This is a genomic window from Acinetobacter pittii (genome assembly GCF_034064985.1).
Taxonomy (GTDB): domain Bacteria; phylum Pseudomonadota; class Gammaproteobacteria; order Pseudomonadales; family Moraxellaceae; genus Acinetobacter; species Acinetobacter pittii_H.
On sequence record NZ_CP139249.1, the window covers coordinates 976,435 to 995,972 of the forward strand.

Sequence of the window (19,538 nt, forward strand, 5' to 3'; positions counted from 1 at the left end):
GCATGTCGATGCATTCTGATCAAATCAATCCAGATTCAAATGAAAACCAAGATCCTAATAATCTGATTGATCAATTTTTTAGTTCCAAAGGCGTAACAATCCCTTCGGATTTTAAGAGCGGATTTGTGGCGATTGTGGGACGTCCAAATGTGGGTAAATCTACCCTCATGAACCATTTATTGGGTCAAAAGCTCTCTATTACTTCGCGTAAACCTCAAACAACACGTCATAAAATTATTGGTATTGATTCACGTGAAAAAATGCAGGCGGTATATGTAGATACCCCGGGTATGCATAAAAAAGAAGTGCGTGCTATTAATAAAATGATGAACCGCGCTGCGCACTCTGCATTACGTGACGTTAATTTAGTTTTATTCGTTATCGATGCTTATAAGTGGACTCAAAACGACGATTTAGTGCTTGAAAAACTCAAGAACGCTGAAATGCCGGTTATTTTAGTCATTAATAAGGCGGACACTTTTGAAGATAAAAGAGAGATTCTTCCTCTCATTCAAGAACGTGCCAAACTTATGAATTTTGCTGAGATTGTTCCTGTTTCTGCTTTGCGTGGTGCAAACTTAGAACACTTGAGTGAAACGATTGAGAAATACCTTCCTTATCAACCACCATTGTATTCATTTGATCAGATTACTGACCGCTCTGAACGCTTCTTGGCGAGCGAAATCATTCGCGAAAAAATCATGCGTCAGTTGGGTGAAGAGCTTCCTTATGATTTAACAGTACAAATTGAATCTTTCAAAACAGAAGAAGCAACTGTTAATGAAAAAACTGGTCGTTTAAAGCCGGCTTGTACCTATATCGATGCAACGATTTTTGTAGACCGCGCTGGTCAAAAAGCCATTGTGATTGGTGAAAAAGGTACTAAGCTTAAAACGATTGGTATGGATGCTCGTAAGGACATGGAAAAAATGTTTGAGCAAAAAATTATGCTCACACTTTGGGTGAAAGTGAAGGGTGGCTGGTCTGATGATGAGCGTGCTCTAAAAAGCTTAGGATATAGTGATATCTAAAGGATAAGGATGCTGGTATGAAAACAATTACATCATTAATCGCTATAGTTGGATGTACATTGATGTTACAAGGTTGTGTATATAAGCTTGTAACCGTACCAGTAGGTATCGCCTATAAAACTACTAAAGGTGTAGTTAAAGGTACAGCAGCTGTTGTAGGTGCTGTTATTCCTGACGGTGATGATGAGGATGATAAAAAAGAAAAAGAATCTGAGGAATAGATTCTTTTTATGATGCGCAATGAAGTCCTCCATGGATATATGATTCATCACCGTAAGTACCGTGAAAAAAGTCATATTGTGCATCTTTTTACTCAGGAATATGGGCGAGTTGATGGTATTTTAAGACAGACTCCGCCCCCTCAATATCAGCCTATTCGGCTACAAGCGACAGGTAAAAGTGAACTCAAAAATTTTACTAAGCTGGAAATATTAAATCAGCCTGTTTTCTTTTTTGGTGATGCTTTTTTTGCTGGTTTTTATCTAAATGAAATTGTTCTTAGACTTTGCCCATTAGAAGAGGCAATGCCACAAACTTTTGAGCAATATCAATTAACTTTGCTTCAATTACAGCAATTATCTTCCCATGAAAATCCTGATCTTTTTCTGAGACAGATTTTGCGCCAGTTCGAACATGTTTTGCTTCCTGAGCTGGGTTACGCGATTGATTTTTCAATTGATACTCAGCAACAGCCAATACAGGCTCACCAGTTTTATCAATTTCAGGTGACTGAAGGTTTTGCGCCCATTGTTCAGGCAAGTCGTTCTTCATTGTCAGGTAAAGCAATTTTATCTATGTTGGATTATGAGCAAGGCCAGGATTTTTCTCACGAACAATTGCAATTATTAGGTAAACTATACCGTCAAATGATTACATCGCTTTTAGGAGATCGTCCCCTAAAAAGTCGACAATTGTGGATTCAAAATACTCAAACTCAATCGTAATTAGGATTTATTTATGGCTGCATTGCTTGGTGTAAACATAGACCATGTTGCTACTTTGAGACAGGCGCGCGGTACTACTTATCCAGACCCTGTAGAAGCTGCTCTTATTTGTGAACAAGCTGGTGCAGAGGGGATTACTTTGCATTTGCGTGAAGACCGTCGCCATATCCAAGATGACGATGTACGTCGCATGCGTCCATTATTAAAAACCCGTATGAACCTAGAGTTGGCTGTTACTGATGAAATGGTCGAGTTTGCGAAAGAAATTCAGCCGCAGCACGTGTGTTTTGTGCCAGAAAGACGCCAGGAAGTAACAACTGAAGGCGGTTTGGATGTAGTGGGTAACTTTGAAAAAGTTAAAGCTGCAACTCAAACTTTAGCAGCTATTGGTTGCGACGTATCATTATTTATTGATGCTGATTTAGCTCAAATTGATGCAGCAGTTGCGTGTGGCGCACCTACGATTGAGTTGCACACGGGTGCATATGCAGATGCGGAAACAGAGCAAGATCAACAAGCCGAGTTAGAGCGCATTATCAAAGGTGTTGAATATGCAGCTTCAAAAGGTTTGGTTGTAAATGCAGGTCATGGCCTTAACCTTAAAAATATTGCGCCAATTGCAGCTATTCCACAAATTCATGAATTAAACATTGGTCATTCAATTATTGCTGAAAGTGTTTTTGTAGGTCTGGTTCAAGCTGTTAAAGATATGAAAACAGCGATTCAGGCAGCAGGATAGTTGGTTATGTCGAGTATCAATTACGATGAATTAATGCAACCTGTGGTGGCCTTTTTAGGTTGTCAAACACCAAAAGCATGGTTGGATGAAGCAATCAATAATTTAGATATCTTGATGCAAGATCATGCTAATTGTGAAAAGAAAGCTGCTAGTACAGCAATGAACTTAATGTTCCGCTATAGCTTCTTTCCTGACTTACAAGTAAAACTTGCTCAACTTGTACGAGAAGAAATGCTTCACTACGAACAAGTGCTTGAGCTTATGGCTAAGCGTGGTCAAGAGTGGACTGGTTTAAGTGCCGGACGTTATGCAGGTGGGTTGCGTAAAGAAATTCGTACATATGAGCCTGAAGCTTTAATTGATGTGCTGGTGATTGGTGCATTCGTAGAGGCTCGTTCATGTGAGCGTTTTTATGCACTTGCACCGCGTGTAGATGATGAGTTAGGACGTTATTATCGATACTTGCTTAAGTCAGAGTCTCGTCATTTTGAAGACTATCTAGCTCTTGCGCTTGATGTGGCAACCACTGCAAAAATGAAAGATCCTAAAGAGGATATTCAACAGCGAATTGATCATATCCGTGAAGTTGAAAAGAATCTGATTTTAACACCAGATGATACTTTCCGTTTTCATAGTGGTATTCCTGCTTAGTCTTGGATGTCTCAAATAAAAAAGTTTACCTTTCACGGTAAACTTTTTTATTTGGTGAGTATTATCTCTTTGGCGGTAAGCATGTTCTGCTTTTAGTTTTTTAATACATATAATTATTTAATAAATATATTTTTTATAGATTTTAATTTCTCTTAAAATTTTTAAAAAAACTTTTATTTTTTTAGGCTAATAATAAATATTGTGTAAATATAAAGGTTGATATGTTCATCATGAGTTCAACTGAAATAGTTGATCATTTCTAAGGATATAAGAATGTTAGCATTAGTTACAGGTGCATCGGCAGGTTTTGGTTATAGCATTTCAAAAAAGCTGATTGAGTTAGGATATAACGTTATTGGTTGCGGAAGACGAGCAGAAAAACTAGAAGAACTAAAACAAGAACTTGGTGAAAAATTCTACCCATTAGTATTTGACATGACGGATACGGCAGAAAATATAAATAAGGCATTGGTTGATTTACCAACTGAATTTCAAATCAATCAAATTGATTTATTGGTGAATAATGCTGGATTGGCATTAGGATTGGAACCCGCAGATAAAGCAGAATTAGATGATTGGTACACGATGATTGATACCAATGTTAAGGGGCTTGTTACGATTACCCGATTAATTTTGCCAAGTATGGTAAAGAAAAAATCAGGTTTGATTATTAATATGGGCTCTATTGCAGGTACATACCCATACCCAGGGGGTAACGTGTATGGGGCAACCAAAGCATTTGTGGAGCAATTTAGTCTAAATCTTCGTGCTGATTTGGCTGGTACTGGTGTGCGCGTAACTAACATTGAACCAGGGTTGTGTGGAGGTACTGAATTTTCTCTTGTGCGTTTTAAAGGTGATGAGGATAAAGTAAACAGTCTATATGATAAAAAGAATCCACTTTTGCCTGAAGATATTGCAAATACAGTAGCTTGGATTGCTTCACAACCTCCACACATTAATATTAATCGTATTGAAATGATGCCGACCACTCAATCTTTTAATCCTTTAAAAGTGGTTGAGGTGGAATAATAATTTGAGAAGAAAATAGATTCTTTAGAGTTAGGTTAGAGCGTTAAATCTAATAAAGACTCTAAGAAAAATTAAATCCTCTATGTGCTGATAGGGGATTTTTTATAATTATTGATAAATTTATGGCAAAAAAAAGCCCGCTTTAATGCTGCGGGCTTTTTAGTATTTGGCTCTCCCACCTGGGCTCGAACCAGGGACCTGCGGATTAACAGTCCGTCGCTCTACCGACTGAGCTATGGGAGAATCTGCATGCGATTATAAGGAGATTTTGAGAAGGGTCAAGTCTAAATTGTCATGTTTACTTCATTTTTGTGTCGTATGCTTTTTATTTGATCAGTTGAGTGGTGGGTTAAGAAATTACTTGCACTTTAAAAAATCAATTGCTAGATTCAAAAAAGAACAAGCGTTTGGAGAAATCCAAACAGTGTGGATTTAAACCAACTTGCCAGCACTAAAATGGCTAAATCGGAGTTAAGTATGAAAACGCTTACGATCGCTTCTATTTTTTCTAATTTTGATTTCTATCAACACAATTATCTGAATATCTTAAATCAATCAGAGTCTTATTACACACCCGTAGAAGGTGCATGGGTTAATGCTTATCCTTTCAAAAAGCAGGATTTGTATTTAGGCGATTTATTGCAGCTTTGGTTTAGCTCTAAATGGAATGTGCATAATTCACTTAAGATTTTAAAAAGCTCGAAACTACTAAACCCCTCTAAATCTTTATATATTTTTCAATTAGAAGGGGAGTTATTGTTGGGTAAAAATAAAGTTTTAGCTTGGTCTACCGAGCATCAAGAAATTATAGAGCTCCAACTTAAAAATATTTGGGCGCCGTATGTGATTGCACAAACTTGTAAACGTCCAGATAATTCAGATGAATCAAAAAAAAAGGCAGCGGTTTAAGGCTGCCTTTAACGATTATGGACGAATAATCATGCAGGTTGCTGTTGCATAGGCATACAGTTTACCTTCCTCATCAATAATCTTTCCTTCGGAAATAGCTAAATTTTTGCTTAAATTAATAATGTTGCCTGTTGCAATTAAAGCCTGATTTTTGGGAATAGGGCGGCACATTTTTACGTTAAGGTCGATTGTGCCGTAACCTACACCCGCAGGTAACATTGTATGTACTGCACAGCCAGTCACTGAATCTAGAACTGTAGCAGCAAAACCGCCATGTACGCCACCGAGTGGATTTAAATGGTTATGATCTGCTTGAGCTTTAAAAGTAACAGATCCTTCTGAAATTTCAGTAGGTTGCATAGGCATTGTTTTACTAATGCTGGCAGGTGGAATATGGCCTTCTACCATTGCTTGTAAAAATTCAAGGCCAGTCATTTCCATCGGATTTTTCATTTTTGGGGTCCTTTAATTCTTAAAGTTCTAAAATGGAACTTGATATTAGCCTATTATTAAGTCATCGATAAGTCAATTCTATAGTTAAAGATTGAACTGATAAGTTGAATCTTAAAAACTTGTCCAATTAATATAAAGTTCCTTTATTATAAAAACTGAATTAAATGAGTTGCATAATGAATTAGATAGATAAGCAGGTCTTCTTATACACTATAAAAAATAACAGGAGCATAGGGACAATGCTTTTTAAAATTGCACTAGCAATGATGGCTTTTGCAGCGAATTCTGTATTATGCCGTTTGGCTTTGGCAGGCCAACATATTGACCCAATGACTTTTAGCCTCATACGAGTAGCAAGTGGTGCAGTTGTTTTATTGGGACTTTTTTTATATTCAACATCGTCTCAAGCCAAAGTCCAGTGGAACCTAAAAAATGCACTTTTTCTAGCGGTTTATATTTTGGCATTTTCGTATGCTTATCTTCAAATCGACGCTGGTATTGGTGCATTGTTATTGTTTGGGGTTGTACAGCTGACCATGGTGCTTTACGGCTATTGGCAGGGTGAACAGATTGGTATATATCGTGGTATAGGCTTATGTATTGCTTTAGCTGGAATCATTGTTTTGCTATTACCGGGTGCTCATACACCTGATTGGGGATATGCTCTAATTATGGCGATATCTGGTTTGGCATGGGCGGGATACAGCATCGCGGGTCGTAATATGACGCAGCCTATTGGTAGTACGTTGGCAAATTTTATGTTAGCTGTGCCAATGGTTTTGTTAGCGAATATATTATTTGCCCAAGATAGATACATTGATTTGCAAGGATGGATCTTAGCGATTTTGTCGGGTGGTGTCACTTCAAGCGGGGCTTATGTACTCTGGTATGCAATTTTGAAGCATATTGATCGAGTGACAGCGAGTACAGTACAGCTAAGTGTGCCGTGTTTGGCAATTATAGGTGGAAGCCTATTTGTAAATGAGGCTGTAACGGGGCGGGTGATTTTATCGAGTTTTATGGTTTTATTTGGAATTTTATTAGTTATTTATGTAAGACCGCAAAAAGCCAAAAATGCATAAGTGAATGAAAAAAAAGGGTTCTCTCAAGAGAACCCCTTTTATGCAAAATGCAGATTATTTCGCAGCTTTTTCAGCTTCAATTGAAGCGATAGCAGCGTCTACACCTTCAATTGAGTCAGCAGCTTTTTTGATACGAGCTAACGCATCAACGAGTACTTCATCAGCTGTCGCATATGAAATACGCATAAAACCGCCTAAACCAAATGCATCACCAGGAACAACTGCTACGCCAGTTTCTTCTAGTAACCATTCAGAGAACTCTGTGCAAGATTTTAAGCCTTTTGCACGAATAAGAGGACGAATGTTTGCATAGGCATAGAAAGCGCCATCAGCAGGTAAGCAAGAGATACCTTTAATATCATTTAAGCCATTTACAACTAGGTCATGACGGCGTTTGAATGCTTCAATCATTGGTTGTAAAACATCTTGTGGACCATTCAATGCAGCTTCAGCAGCAACTTGTGAAATAGAAGTTGGGTTTGAAGTTGATTGAGATTGGATTTTTTTCATTGCACCAATGATTTTTGCTGGACCGGCTGCATAGCCAATACGCCAGCCTGTCATTGCATATGCTTTAGACACACCATTTAATACAATCGTGCGGTCATATAAATCAGGAGCAACAGTTGCGATGTTGTAGAACTCATCTTCCCAACGAATTGGTTCATACATATCGTCAGATGCAACAAATACTTGTGGATGACGACGTAAAACTTCAGCTAAAGCTTCTAATTCAGCTTTGCTATAAATCATACCTGTCGGGTTAGATGGACTGTTTAATACTACTAAACGAGTGTTAGGTGTAATCGCAGCTTCTAATTGTTCAGGAGTGATTTTGAAGCGTTGGTCTTCGTCACATTTCACAATGACTGGAGTACCTTCAGCAATAATAACCATATCTGGATAGCTTACCCAGAAAGGTGCTGGAATGATCACTTCATCGCCTTTGTTTAATAGAGCAAGTGCTAAGTTAAAGAAGCTTTGCTTACCACCACAAGAAACCAAAATCTGGTTCGCTTGATAATCAAGATTATTATCACGCTTAAACTTAGCAATAATTGCTTTTTTTAACCCAGGAGTACCATCTACAGCCGTATATTTGGTGAAACCATTATTAATCGCTTCAATTGCAGCATCTTTGATGTGTTGAGGGGTATCAAAATCTGGCTCGCCAGCACCTAAACCAATCACGTTCTTGCCAGCAGCTTTAAGTTCAGCAGCTTTGTTCGTTACAGCAAGTGTAGGGGACGGTTTGATAGCATTGACACGATCAGAAAGACGTACGTCCACGGCAATATTCCTCTTATGGGATTAAAAATAAAAAGCATCCTATCTTATCGCAAAAATTAAGCAATTTGCGGAAGTGATTCCTCTCAGATGTAAAAAAGTTTAGTTTGGTAATAATCTTAAGCAAGATTTATACAATTAAAGCTTTTTTGAAAAGAAATGATAAAAATCATTTATAATAGGTCGCAATCGAAATTTCGAGAATGAATCATGACTGAGCAACAGCCAAAACAGAAAAAGGCTTTGGTGAAATTGCCATTCCCAATGCCGAATGAAAGCAATCAAGCAGATGATGCGGTACACAACCAAGTGCGTCCAAAACCAGAGCAATACGCGGATAGAACATGGATGCCTCCACGTGGTACGCGTCGTTCTATGGGAAAACGCTAATTTTGAAAAACAGGCTATATGCCTGTTTTTTATTGATTGAATAAAATTTCTTGATAATAACTTTTTTTCTTTTGGTACATGTGATGGTCTGCTCGTTTTAACATGTCCTCAATTTGTTCATTGACTTGAGTCGTTGCATGTCCAATTGCGATGCTAATTGGATGGCTTGAATAATATTGATTGTCGATATTAAAAAGCTCCTGAATGGTTTGAAGCATAATTTGAACGTTCGCTTCATCTGCACCTGGCATTAAGATCACGAACTCATCGCCACCTATTCTAGAAGCCGTATATGCTGTATTTGAAATAGCCTGACTTAAAATATTTCCAACACGGCGTAATAAACCATCTCCAATATCATGCCCAAAGTGGTCATTTGTTTCTTTTAATCCATTCATATCTAAAAAAATTGAAGAAACTGGTCGAATAATACTTCGGTTTAAACGATTTAGTTCCTCTGTAAAAAAAGCACGGTTATATAGTTTGGTGAGGACGTCGTGTTGCCCTAAATATTCAAGGTAGTTTTCCGCTTTTTTTCGTGCAGTAATATCTGTCAGTGCAACTTGTACCAGCCCCCAAGTATCTTCATATCCGGGAAAAACGGTAAATTGCAGCAAGACATTTCTGATTTGGCCATCTAAAGCGTAGTTAACGGCTTCACGTTTATGATGGATATTACCTTGCCATAACTCGATGAGTTGTTCTCGAAAGGTCTCAACCATTTCTTCAGCAAAAATCTTATGTGTATTTCTAAGAAGGGTAGACTTATCTGGCGCCTTAAATAAATCTATAGTGGCCTGATTAACATCTAAAATCAGAATATCTTCTACACACTGGCGGACAAATTCAGGATGAACATCTAGAAAAGTTCTAAAATCTTCAATTCCTAATAGCCTAAGTTGATCAATTCTATTTTTTATACGACTGAAATCTTCGACCCACAGCGAAGTCGGTGAGTAAATAAACATTGATTCAGCTAAGCGACGATTTTTTTCTTCCTGACGAAGCGCATTTTGATAGGGCGTAATATCTTCAGTGGTAATTAATACACGTTCAAAGTTAGATTCAAAGCCAGGTAAAATAGAACCTCTGAGCTGAACATCAATGCGTTTTCCTGATAAAGTGTAATTCACCGTAGTACTTGAAAAATGAGTTTTACCATTCCAAAGTTCTTCTAGCTCATAAATATGTGATTCAAACATTTCCTTTTTGAAAATCAAATTTAAACTGGAGCACAATTCTTCTTGTGTTTCTGCTTCAAAAAGTTCTAATGTTTTTTGATTAACGCGAATTATTTTAATTTTATGGGCACATTCAGTAATTAAATTTTGATTTTGATTTAAAAATTCATGCAGGTTTTCAATGCCTTGATTTCTCCATAAATCAAATTGTTTTTTAACTTCACTGAAATCCTCAATCCACATTGGAATTGGGCTAAGGTCAAAAATCGAAGAATCTAAAGTTTCCATATGTTTCTTTAAGTATTCAGTTTGCCTTAAAGTATAATGAGAAAAATTAATATTTGGGAGAGTAAAGAGTTTAAATCTATTAGAATAATTAAAAATAAAAAGATTAAACGTAAGTAAAAATAAAATAATGAGAAAGCAGATTTGACCTGCTTAACTCATAATTTATAAGAAAACTTAACGATTAATCGGGTGGTCAATATTTTTTTCGCCACGCCATAGTTTGATAAAATCTTGTTCATCAAAATCGTAAAGTTCCATCAGTGCAACAACAGCACTGACAAAAATCATGGCACCTTCAGAATTTCCGTGAAGATTAAAAATTTTACCATTGAGCTTCCCTAAAATATCACTAAGCTCATGATCACGGCCTCGTCCATAACGATCTCGTGGATACAACTCTTCATTTAAAACAATCAGTGCTATGGCTTTTTCGGCATCAGATAAATCTGTTTTATCTAAGGCTTCTTCAAAAGATTCACTGCCATGGTTAAAGTAAAAAATAACTTCATCATTAATGAAACTTTGTACCATCTTTTGAGTTAAAGTCGGAAACTGAGATACCGCATTATCTTCAACATAAGGTTTAAAAGATTCCGGAAAAATAACGTTGTGATAAATACCTTTAAAAAGAGGAGCAATTTCCGAAACTTTGTAACCCGCAATACCACAACCTAAAGCAGTAACAAAATATTTCATTTTAGGATGATTTTTTGCATAAATTTTGAAGTCTTCAACATAGTGCTCAATTTGGGAAAGTGGCATTTGTTGAATGTGTTCATTTAAAGTTGGAATTGCAAAGCTCTGTCCAGCCCAGCCACGACCTACACCTTCAACTGCTCCGAAGTGCTGACTTGCAACGCGCGCTGCACCGCTACCGTGTTGTCCAGCAAGATTACTTCCAAATACAAAAACTGTATCTTCAGGAAGTTCGGTTACAATACTTTCATCATGATATTGATAGGTCATGGTTATACTTTTTGTTTAATGGATAGCTTCATGTTGCAACCGATTAGGGTATTGGTCAAGTATTAAGATGCTTAATCTTTTACATTGAATTTCCAGCTCAATTTAGACTTTAAATTAAGATAAAAATCCCCATTAAAAGGGGAGACGTTAAATTCAATTTTTTCATAAAGAGAGATAACTTTGAACGAAAATCAACCTTTTGATTTGGTCACTCATTATCAGCCAGCAGGTGATCAGCCACAGGCCATTGAAAAGCTGGTAAATGGTATCGAGCATGGTTTTCGTAATCAGTTATTACTGGGTGTAACTGGCTCGGGTAAAACCTATACCATGGCAAATGTGATCGCTCAAACACAGCGACCTACAATTGTGATGGCCCATAACAAAACATTGGCTGCTCAGCTTTATGGAGAGTTTAAAGCGTTCTTTCCTAATAATGCGGTTGAGTATTTCGTAAGTTACTACGATTACTACCAGCCCGAGGCTTACGTTCCATCCTCAGATACTTTTATTGAAAAAGATGCCGCTATTAACGATCACATTGATCAGATGCGACTATCAGCAACACGCGCTTTATTAGAGCGTCGTGATGCAATTATTGTGGCATCGGTTTCTGCAATTTATGGTTTGGGTGACCCGAATGCTTATATGCAAATGTTACTGCATGTGGTTGAGGGCGACCGCGTAAGTCGTGATGAAATTATCCGCCGTTTGGTTGAAATGCAATATACGCGTAATGAACTTGAGTTCTTACGTGGTACATATCGAATTCGCGGCGAAATTATTGATATTTTCCCTGCCGAATCTGATCAACACGCGATTCGTATTGAACTATTTGATGACGAGGTCGATTCGATCCGTTGGTTTGACCCGTTAACGGGTAAAATGGTCCGTAAAGTTCCACGTGTTACGATTTATCCAAAAAGCCACTATGTAACGCCGAAAGATCATCTGACTCGTGCCATTGATACAATTAAAGATGAGTTACAAGATCAGCTTAAATTCTTCCGTGAACATGACAAATTGCTGGAAGCTCAGCGTATTGAGCAGCGCACCCGCTATGATTTGGAAATGATGCAACAGTTGGGGTATACCAATGGTATCGAAAACTATTCACGTCATTTATCGGGCCGTCCAGCTGGTGAAGCGCCTCCAACTTTATTTGATTATGTACCTGAAGATGCATTGCTGATTATTGATGAGTCACACGTTACTGTTCCGCAAATTGGAGCAATGTATAAAGGTGACCGATCTCGTAAAGAAAATTTAGTGAATTATGGTTTCCGTTTACCAAGTGCACTTGATAATCGACCAATGAAATTTGAAGAGTGGGAGCGCATTGTCCCGACGACCATTTTTGTAAGTGCGACACCAGCTAGATATGAGCTAGAAAAGTCTGACCAAGTTGTTGAGCAAGTGGTACGTCCAACAGGACTAATCGACCCTGAAATTGAAGTTCGTCCTGTATTAACTCAAGTTGATGATGTTCTTTCTGAGATTAATATTCGTAAGAACCTAAATGAACGTGTATTGGTGACTACTTTAACAAAACGTATGGCAGAAGATCTGACTTCTTATTTAAAAGAATATGGGGTTAAGGTTGCTTACTTACACTCAGATATTGATACGGTTGAACGTGTCAAAATTATTCATGAGTTACGTACAGGTGTGTTCGATGTGTTGGTCGGTATTAACTTACTGCGTGAAGGTCTCGACATGCCAGAAGTTTCTTTAGTTGCTATTTTAGATGCAGATAAAGAAGGCTTTTTACGTTCAGAGCGTTCACTCATTCAAACGATTGGTCGTGCTGCGCGTAACGTGAAAGGTAAAGCAATTTTATATGCTGACCGAATCACTGATTCTATGCAAAAAGCAATAGATGAGACTGAACGCCGTAGAGCTAAACAAATCGAGTTTAACGAGTTACATGGTATTACGCCACGTAGTGCTGTTCGTCAGGTCATCAAAGAAATTGATTCAGGCGAAGTGCTTTCAGACGACGAAATTGATGAGAAGGTGCTTGAACAAGCACAAGCTTTAAGTGCTGACGAAAGACATATTCTCTCTGATCCAAAATTGTTTAGTAAGCATATTACTAAACTAGAAAAAGAGATGTTAAAAGCCTCGAAAGATTTACAGTTTGAACAGGCAGCGCGGATACGTGATCAAATCATTCGATTAAAAGCGCAAATGTTGCAATAAACGAATACATAACGCTACATAATGTGTTTAAAAAACAAGCTAGTGTAGATAATTGAGTTCTTTGTATTCACAACTAATCGTTGAGGGCAACAATGGCATTTCGAAATAATGTTCCGCAAGCCAGTTGGCGTTTGGCTAAAATTGCGTTGGGCGGTGTCGTTTTGGCTGGTTTAGCTGTTGGAACCTATGTCTATGCTCAGCCAAAACCCTTGCAAACTGTCTATAAAGTTGAACTAGACCGATATTTAGGTGTTTGGTATGAAGTCGCCCGTAAGCCTGCATTTTTCCAGAAAAAATGTGCTTACAACGTGTCTGCAACTTACACCTTAAATGAAAATGGAAATATAGTCGTAGATAATCGCTGCTACGATAATAGAAAACAATTACAGCAATCTGTCGGGGAAGCCTTTGTGGTTAACCCGCCATATAACACCAAATTGAAGGTAAGTTTTTTACCTGAAGCGGTAAGATGGATTCCAGTCATTCGTGGGGATTACTGGATTTTAAAAATTGATGAAGACTATCAGACGGTTTTAGTCGGAGAACCTTCACGTAAATACCTTTGGGTTCTATCAAGAACTCCTCATCCTGAGCAAGAAGTGGTAGATGAATATCTAAATTATGCAAAAACATTAGGTTTTGATATTCGAGATATTATCCGTACAGAACATAAAGAATAGTGATGTATGCCTGCTTAAGAAAAAACCATGTTTTTGCATGGTTTTTTTCTTTTTTATAGTGGATAAATCAAGTATTGTAGTGAGCTATTTTTACTAAAGTCTAAGAGGTTGATGATGTTTAAGGGCGTGATCTTGTCTGTCATGGCATCATTCACTTTTGGTGTACTTTATTTTTATACTCAATTATTAAGTCAGCTCGATAGCGAACAAACTTTTGGATGGCGAATTATTGCAACACTACCATTCTTAACTTTGTTTATGTGGTGGAGTGGTGATTTAGCCTATATCAAAAATATCTATCAACGTATTCTGGCTAAACCTTCTTTACTATTGCTGCTAATCACGACCTCTATTTTAACCTCAGTACAGCTTTGGCTTTTTTTATGGGGGCCAATGCATGGACGTGGGCTACAAGTATCTTTAGGTTATTTCCTATTACCGCTGGTTCTGGTCTTAGCTGGAAGTGTGCTGTATGGCGAAAAAATATCAAAATTTCAATGGGTGGCGATTGTTCTTGCAGTCATTGGGGTTAGCCATGAAATATGGCGTTTAGGAAGTATTGCTTGGGAAACAGCATTGGTTGCAGTTGGATATTCTGCCTACTTTTTATTACGCAAGAAAATTAAAACAGACAACTTAGGTGGCTTCTGGTGGGATTTAGTCATTATCATGCCGGTTGCGGTTTATTTAACACATACAGGTTTACTGCCATATAGTAAGTTTTTTGATCAGCCTACGCTAAGCTTGGTGATTATAGGACTTGGAATTTTAAGTGCTATTGGCTTAGGAAGTTATATTTTAGCAAGCCGTTTTTTACCTTTAGTTGTGTTTGGCCTGTTAGGATATTTAGAACCAGTATTACTTGCTTTAGCTTCTTTAGTTTTAGGGGAGAGCATTGGTCAAGAAGAATGGTTCACTTATATTCCGATTTGGTGTGCTGTATTTGTACTCGTTTTAGAAGGGGCAATTCATCTTTATCAACAACAACAAAAGTCCAAAAATTTGCAGCTCAACATCGAGAAATATCAAAAAAGATTAAAAAATGATGAGTTCAATTAGGTCGTTAGAATCTAAAAAGTAAGAAAAAGCAAAAATTTAGCTGTTTTAAACAATAAGATAATAAAAAATAATTATAGGTATTTTATGAATTTATGATGAATTTTAGGAAAATCTAGTCACTAACGTCAGCTTTTGATTCATTCTTGTCAATAATTCCATTACAATTACGGGGTTTTAAAAATCACGCCTAGATATAATTAATTAGAGGACGTATCTGTGAGCAAAGACACTATCATCGCCCTGCACGCTGAACACCAAGGCCGTTGGAAAAACCGTGAAGAAATCGCGGAACGTATGATTGCATTAATCGGTCAATTATACCGTGAAAAAAATATTGTCGTATCTGTTTACGGTCGCTCTTTAATTAACCGTTCTGTTATTCAAATTTTGAAAACTCACCGCCGTACACGTGTTGTAGACGTTGAGCTTTCTGTTGTAAATACTTTCCCAATTTTAGAAGCTTTAGCAAAAGTTGAAAACATTGGTTCTGCAGAAGTTGATATCGGTAAACTTGCTGTTGAATATAAAGAAAAAGGCGGTGATGTTGATGCTTTTGTTGCTCAAGCTGTTGAGTCAATTCAAGGAAGCGCAACTTCTGAACAACCTAAAGATGTAGTTCTTTACGGTTTTGGTCGTATTGGCCGTATCTTGGCTCGTTTAATCATTAGCCAATCAGGTTTAGGTCGTGGTTTAAGCCTTAAAGCAATCGTTGTACGTAAGTCTTCTGACGGTGACTTGGCAAAACGTGCTTCTTTACTTCGTCGTGACTCTATTCACGGTACTTTCGCTGGTACAATTTCTGTTGATGAAGAAAACGAAGCAATCATTGCTAACGGTAACTTCATTAAAGTGATTTATGCGTCTAGCCCAAGTGAAGTTGACTATACTGCATACGGTATTGAAAACGCACTTTTAATCGACAACACTGGTAAATGGCGTGATGCTGAAGGTCTAAGCCAACACTTGAAATGCCCAGGCGTTGCACGTGTTGTATTGACTGCACCAAGTAAAGGCGAAATGAAAAACGTTGTATTTGGTGTAAACAACACAGATATCTTAGATGAAGATAAAATCATCTCTGCTGCAAGCTGTACAACCAATGCAATCACTCCAATTCTTAAAGTGTTGGATGACAAATATAAAGTTCTTAACGGTCATGTTGAAACTGTTCACTCATTTACAAATGACCAGAACTTAATCGATAACTACCATAAAGCAGATCGTCGTGGCCGTGCCGCTACTTTGAACATGGTAATTACAGAAACTGGTGCAGCTAAAGCCGTTGCTAAAGCATTACCTGCATTGAAAGGTAAGTTAACTGGTAACTCTGTACGTGTTCCTACACCAAACGTATCTCTTGCAATCTTGAATTTAACACTTGATAAAGAAGTTGATCGCGAAGAAGTGAATGAATACATTCGTCAAATCTCGATTAACTCTAGCCTTCAAGGTCAAATTGGTTATACCAACTCGACTGAAGTTGTATCGAGTGACTTTATCGGTTCTCGTACAGCAGGTGTATACGATGCTCAAGCAACGATTACTTCTGGTAACCGTTTAACTGCTTACGTTTGGTACGATAACGAAGTTGGTTATAGCTGTCAGGTATTACGTATTGCTGAACAAATGTGCGGCGTAAGCTACAAAAAAATTCCAGCAGAATTGAATGCTTAAGATCATTTAACGATCTATAAAATATTTTCACAAAAAGACCCAGTTTAGACTGGGTTTTTTTACAACCGTACAAAATATATGCTGACTATTTTTTGTAAATAAATGAGAATACAAATTAAGGAAAAAAAGAAAATAGTAAGGGATAGAAATTGTCGCAGTTTAAACGTTTGTTGGTCGTTTTTATATTCATCATTATTGCCAATTTATGTGGTGTACTCATTGCAATATGGGTATTTAAGCACTTTAATATTTATATTCCACTGAAAAATCAGGCGGTTGCTATTGATTTGCAAGAGCCTCTACAGGTTAAGGTTAAAGTACAAGATGCTTTAAATGTGGATGTAAAGGGGCGCGTAAATGCCAGTATTCCGATTGATGAGAAACTGAATATTCCTTTAACACAAACATTAACTCCGCGTGTTTACTTCGATAATATGGTGCCGATTAGCACAACCATTCCAGTCAAAGAAACATTAAAAGTTGAGCAAAATCTACCCATTGATACTAAGATTCAGGTGCGAGTTTTAGGACGTGATATTACATTACCATTGAAAGGAACGATTCCATTAAAACTTGATGTGCCAATTGATATTAAGGTTCCGCTTGAGCAAAAGGTTCATTTAAAATTTGATGCGCCGGTACGCACGGTATTAAAAGAAAATCTACATATTCCTCTAAAAGCTAGATTAGACACGAATATCCCAATTGAAGGAAATTTAAATGTACCTGTCAAAACAGCATTAAATGCTTCGGTTGATGTGAAAAATACTTTACCTGTTAAGATTGCAAATGGTGAGTTAAAAATTCCTCTGTCCACTATGCGATTAAATCGAGTAATAGGTTCAGAAACATCACAGAAAACAGCTGATCAATAGGGTGGATGCTAATGTTTCGTTCACTCAAGAGTATGGTAATCAGTTTCTTTTTAATGATGATTCTTGCAGCTATTATGTTTTGGGTGTATCTCAACATTCAGGCAAATTTAGTCGTTTCTGCTCATAATGCTGATATTAGTTTACCTGACTCTCTAGAAACAAAAATTCAAGTTGGCAATACTTTACAAGTTCAGTCTATTGGTAAACTTGATACAACATTAGATATAGACCGTCAATTAACTTTACCTTTAAAAGGCAAATATTTAGCAGATTTAAATTTTGCCGTAGAAACACCTATTACGGTAAGCGTGGACTATTCAACAACTCTAAAAATTGATCAGGTTATGCCTTTGGAAACCACAACAGATTTGGTTTATCAAAGTAAATTTTTACCAAAATTTCCGCTTAAATTAGATATTCCTATTAAATTGGATGTGCCTTTTAATTTAAAACGTAGTTATACCGTTCCCGTTAAAATTGTTTTTGATGGTCCAGTTTATTTTGAATTCGATGAACCTGTAAATTTATCGGTGAAACATCAGTTTAAACCAAGCCTAAACGTGAATGACCCTATGGAAATGGGGAATGTCTCTTCATTTAATGCCATCATGTATAATTCTGTGCCAAAAACAAAAGCAAATCTTGATATGCAAATGACCTTACCTCTGCGCAATATTCATCCTTGATAATTAAATAAATTGGCTAAATTTTATTTTTTATAAGGATCCGATTTGCAAAACTAAAAGCATCTGCTGGATTAAAGATAAAACAGATCGTTATAAATGGAATTGTTCCATTTTCTATTCGAGAATTTTATGAAAATATGGCAGAATAGGCGGTTTTAGAGTTTTTAGAGGATTGGCAGATGCGCTTTGTTGATGAAGCAGTCATTACCGTAGAGGCTGGCGACGGTGGCAATGGCGTAGCCAGTTTTCGCCGTGAAAAATTTGTACCATTTGGTGGCCCAGATGGTGGTGATGGCGGACGTGGTGGAAGTATCTATATCCAAGCTGATGATGATACAAGTACGCTAGTCGATTACCGTTACACGCGTAAATTCCGTGCTGAGCGCGGAAAGAACGGTGCAGGTGCTAACTGTACTGGACGTGGTGGTGAAGATGTGGTTTTAAAAGTACCCGTTGGTACAACAATTGTTGATACAGATTCAGGCGATATTATTGGCGATTTGGTTGAAGACGGCCAAAGAATTCTGGTTGCTGGTGGTGGTGAAGGTGGTTTAGGTAACACTCACTTTAAATCATCAACTAACCGTGCACCGCGTAAATGTACGACTGGTACAAAAGGTGAGTTCCGCGAAATTCGTCTTGAATTAAAAGTATTGGCTGATGTTGGTTTGCTGGGTATGCCAAATGCCGGTAAATCTACTTTCATTCGTGCTGTAAGTGCTGCAAAACCAAAAGTGGCAGATTATCCATTTACAACCATGGTTCCAAACTTGGGTGTAGTCGATGCTGACCGCCATCGTTCATTTGTAATGGCCGATATTCCTGGGTTAATCGAGGGTGCAGCAGAAGGTGCAGGTTTAGGAATTCGTTTCCTTAAACATTTAGCACGTACTCGTATTCTTTTACACATTATTGATGTACAACCAATTGATGGTTCTGATCCAGCGCATAATGCAAAAGCGATTATGAATGAGTTGGCTAAGTTTTCACCAACTTTAGCAAAATTACCAGTTGTTTTAGTACTCAATAAACTTGATCAGATTGCTGAAGAAAGCCGCGAAGAGTGGTGTCAGCACATTCTAGATGAACTAGAGTGGACTGGACCTGTCTTTAAGACATCGGGCTTATTAAGCGAAGGTACAAAAGAAGTTGTGTATTACCTGATGGATCAAATTGAACAACAACGTGAACGCGAAGTTGAAGATCCTGAATACGCAGCAGAAGTAAGAGCTTTCCGTGAACAACTAGAAGTTGAAACACGTGAACAAACCATTGCGGCAAAAGAAGCATATCGTGCAATGCGTCGAGCACAACGTCTCGAAAGCATGATGGACGATGATGATGATTTTGACGATGATGAAGACGACAATGATGTAGAAGTCATCTACGTTCGTGACTAGAAAACCGAG

At 37.6% G+C, this 19,538-nt stretch carries 21 protein-coding genes and 1 tRNA gene; 17 read left to right on the forward strand and 5 right to left on the reverse strand.

The features are described from left to right. Positions 1–8 precede the first annotated feature (8 nt). The 6 genes from era to SOI76_RS04640 all read left to right on the forward strand — a co-directional run bounded on the left by era (position 9) and on the right by SOI76_RS04640 (position 4,397). Positions 9–1,031 carry a GTPase Era gene (gene era / locus SOI76_RS04615; protein ID WP_014207367.1) on the forward strand — a complete coding sequence of 341 codons (1,023 nt, stop codon included), beginning with the start codon at positions 9–11 and terminating at the stop codon, positions 1,029–1,031. 17 nt (positions 1,032–1,048) lie between these two features. After that, positions 1,049–1,252 (forward strand): NF038104 family lipoprotein, encoded by a 204-nt coding sequence (locus tag SOI76_RS04620; protein ID WP_005067833.1) that lies wholly within the window; start codon positions 1,049–1,051, stop codon positions 1,250–1,252. Positions 1,253–1,261: 9 nt separating this feature from the next. Further along, positions 1,262–1,975, forward strand: coding sequence for a DNA repair protein RecO (recO, locus tag SOI76_RS04625; protein WP_017480577.1), 714 nt, complete (start codon positions 1,262–1,264; stop codon positions 1,973–1,975). A 13-nt stretch (positions 1,976–1,988) separates the two neighbouring features. Continuing rightward, positions 1,989–2,714 (forward strand): pyridoxine 5'-phosphate synthase, encoded by a 726-nt coding sequence (gene pdxJ, locus SOI76_RS04630; RefSeq protein ID WP_017386244.1) that lies wholly within the window; start codon positions 1,989–1,991, stop codon positions 2,712–2,714. Between the two features lie 6 nt (positions 2,715–2,720). Then, entirely contained in the window at positions 2,721–3,365 is a 645-nt protein-coding gene (gene miaE / locus SOI76_RS04635; RefSeq protein ID WP_014207364.1) for a tRNA-(ms[2]io[6]A)-hydroxylase, read from the forward strand. A 273-nt stretch (positions 3,366–3,638) separates the two neighbouring features. Then, positions 3,639–4,397 (forward strand): SDR family oxidoreductase, encoded by a 759-nt coding sequence (locus SOI76_RS04640; protein ID WP_017386245.1) that lies wholly within the window; start codon positions 3,639–3,641, stop codon positions 4,395–4,397. Positions 4,398–4,564: 167 nt separating this feature from the next. On the opposite strand, the gene SOI76_RS04645 is transcribed toward SOI76_RS04640, so the two are convergent. Next, positions 4,565–4,640 (reverse strand) — tRNA-Asn (locus SOI76_RS04645). 46 nt (positions 4,641–4,686) lie between these two features. Here SOI76_RS04645 and SOI76_RS04650 point away from each other — a divergent pair. Together SOI76_RS04650 and SOI76_RS04655 are read left to right on the forward strand one after the other, a co-directional pair. Then, entirely contained in the window at positions 4,687–4,833 is a 147-nt protein-coding gene (locus SOI76_RS04650; protein WP_079284123.1) for a hypothetical protein, read from the forward strand. Positions 4,834–4,874: 41 nt separating this feature from the next. Continuing rightward, positions 4,875–5,306 carry a hypothetical protein gene (locus SOI76_RS04655; protein ID WP_205668377.1) on the forward strand — a complete coding sequence of 144 codons (432 nt, stop codon included), beginning with the start codon at positions 4,875–4,877 and terminating at the stop codon, positions 5,304–5,306. A 15-nt stretch (positions 5,307–5,321) separates the two neighbouring features. Here SOI76_RS04655 and SOI76_RS04660 read toward each other — a convergent pair whose 3' ends face one another. After that, entirely contained in the window at positions 5,322–5,759 is a 438-nt protein-coding gene (locus SOI76_RS04660; RefSeq protein ID WP_104079148.1) for a PaaI family thioesterase, read from the reverse strand. 239 nt (positions 5,760–5,998) lie between these two features. On the opposite strand from SOI76_RS04660, the gene SOI76_RS04665 reads away from it, so the two are divergent. Next, complete coding sequence (locus SOI76_RS04665) at positions 5,999–6,841, forward strand: DMT family transporter (protein ID WP_146065064.1); 843 nt, start codon at positions 5,999–6,001, stop codon at positions 6,839–6,841. A gap of 54 nt (positions 6,842–6,895) precedes the next feature. Here the strand turns inward: SOI76_RS04665 and aspC are convergent, their stop codons facing one another. Then, positions 6,896–8,131 carry a pyridoxal phosphate-dependent aminotransferase gene (gene aspC / locus SOI76_RS04670; RefSeq protein WP_104079147.1) on the reverse strand — a complete coding sequence of 412 codons (1,236 nt, stop codon included), beginning with the start codon at positions 8,129–8,131 and terminating at the stop codon, positions 6,896–6,898. A gap of 207 nt (positions 8,132–8,338) precedes the next feature. On the opposite strand from aspC, the gene SOI76_RS04675 reads away from it, so the two are divergent. Next, positions 8,339–8,518 (forward strand): hypothetical protein, encoded by a 180-nt coding sequence (locus SOI76_RS04675; protein ID WP_002118942.1) that lies wholly within the window; start codon positions 8,339–8,341, stop codon positions 8,516–8,518. 29 nt (positions 8,519–8,547) lie between these two features. Here SOI76_RS04675 and yedQ read toward each other — a convergent pair whose 3' ends face one another. Both yedQ and SOI76_RS04685 read right to left on the reverse strand, forming a co-directional pair. Beyond that, positions 8,548–9,987, reverse strand: a complete 1,440-nt coding sequence (gene yedQ, locus SOI76_RS04680; protein ID WP_104079146.1) for a diguanylate cyclase domain-containing protein — start codon at positions 9,985–9,987, stop codon at positions 8,548–8,550. Between the two features lie 174 nt (positions 9,988–10,161). Next, positions 10,162–10,953, reverse strand: a complete 792-nt coding sequence (locus SOI76_RS04685) for a hypothetical protein (RefSeq protein ID WP_032053069.1) — start codon at positions 10,951–10,953, stop codon at positions 10,162–10,164. A gap of 180 nt (positions 10,954–11,133) precedes the next feature. On the opposite strand from SOI76_RS04685, the gene uvrB reads away from it, so the two are divergent. The 7 genes from uvrB to cgtA all read left to right on the forward strand — a co-directional run bounded on the left by uvrB (position 11,134) and on the right by cgtA (position 19,529). Continuing rightward, entirely contained in the window at positions 11,134–13,155 is a 2,022-nt protein-coding gene (uvrB, locus tag SOI76_RS04690; RefSeq protein WP_032053071.1) for an excinuclease ABC subunit UvrB, read from the forward strand. A 92-nt stretch (positions 13,156–13,247) separates the two neighbouring features. Next, positions 13,248–13,835 carry a lipocalin family protein gene (blc, locus tag SOI76_RS04695; protein WP_104079145.1) on the forward strand — a complete coding sequence of 196 codons (588 nt, stop codon included), beginning with the start codon at positions 13,248–13,250 and terminating at the stop codon, positions 13,833–13,835. 111 nt (positions 13,836–13,946) lie between these two features. Continuing rightward, positions 13,947–14,894 carry an EamA family transporter RarD gene (gene rarD, locus SOI76_RS04700; RefSeq protein WP_079284095.1) on the forward strand — a complete coding sequence of 316 codons (948 nt, stop codon included), beginning with the start codon at positions 13,947–13,949 and terminating at the stop codon, positions 14,892–14,894. A gap of 216 nt (positions 14,895–15,110) precedes the next feature. After that, the gene (gap, locus tag SOI76_RS04705) at positions 15,111–16,568 is read left to right on the forward strand and encodes a glyceraldehyde-3-phosphate dehydrogenase (RefSeq protein WP_104079144.1); all 1,458 of its coding nucleotides are present in this window, start codon (positions 15,111–15,113) and stop codon (positions 16,566–16,568) included. A gap of 149 nt (positions 16,569–16,717) precedes the next feature. After that, positions 16,718–17,443, forward strand: coding sequence for an MFS transporter (locus SOI76_RS04710; protein WP_205668376.1), 726 nt, complete (start codon positions 16,718–16,720; stop codon positions 17,441–17,443). An 11-nt stretch (positions 17,444–17,454) separates the two neighbouring features. Next, on the forward strand, positions 17,455–18,129 hold the full coding sequence (locus SOI76_RS04715; RefSeq protein WP_205668375.1) for a hypothetical protein: 675 nt from the start codon (positions 17,455–17,457) through the stop codon (positions 18,127–18,129). 179 nt (positions 18,130–18,308) lie between these two features. Continuing rightward, positions 18,309–19,529 (forward strand): Obg family GTPase CgtA, encoded by a 1,221-nt coding sequence (gene cgtA / locus SOI76_RS04720; protein ID WP_002118576.1) that lies wholly within the window; start codon positions 18,309–18,311, stop codon positions 19,527–19,529. Positions 19,530–19,538: the final 9 nt, after the last annotated feature.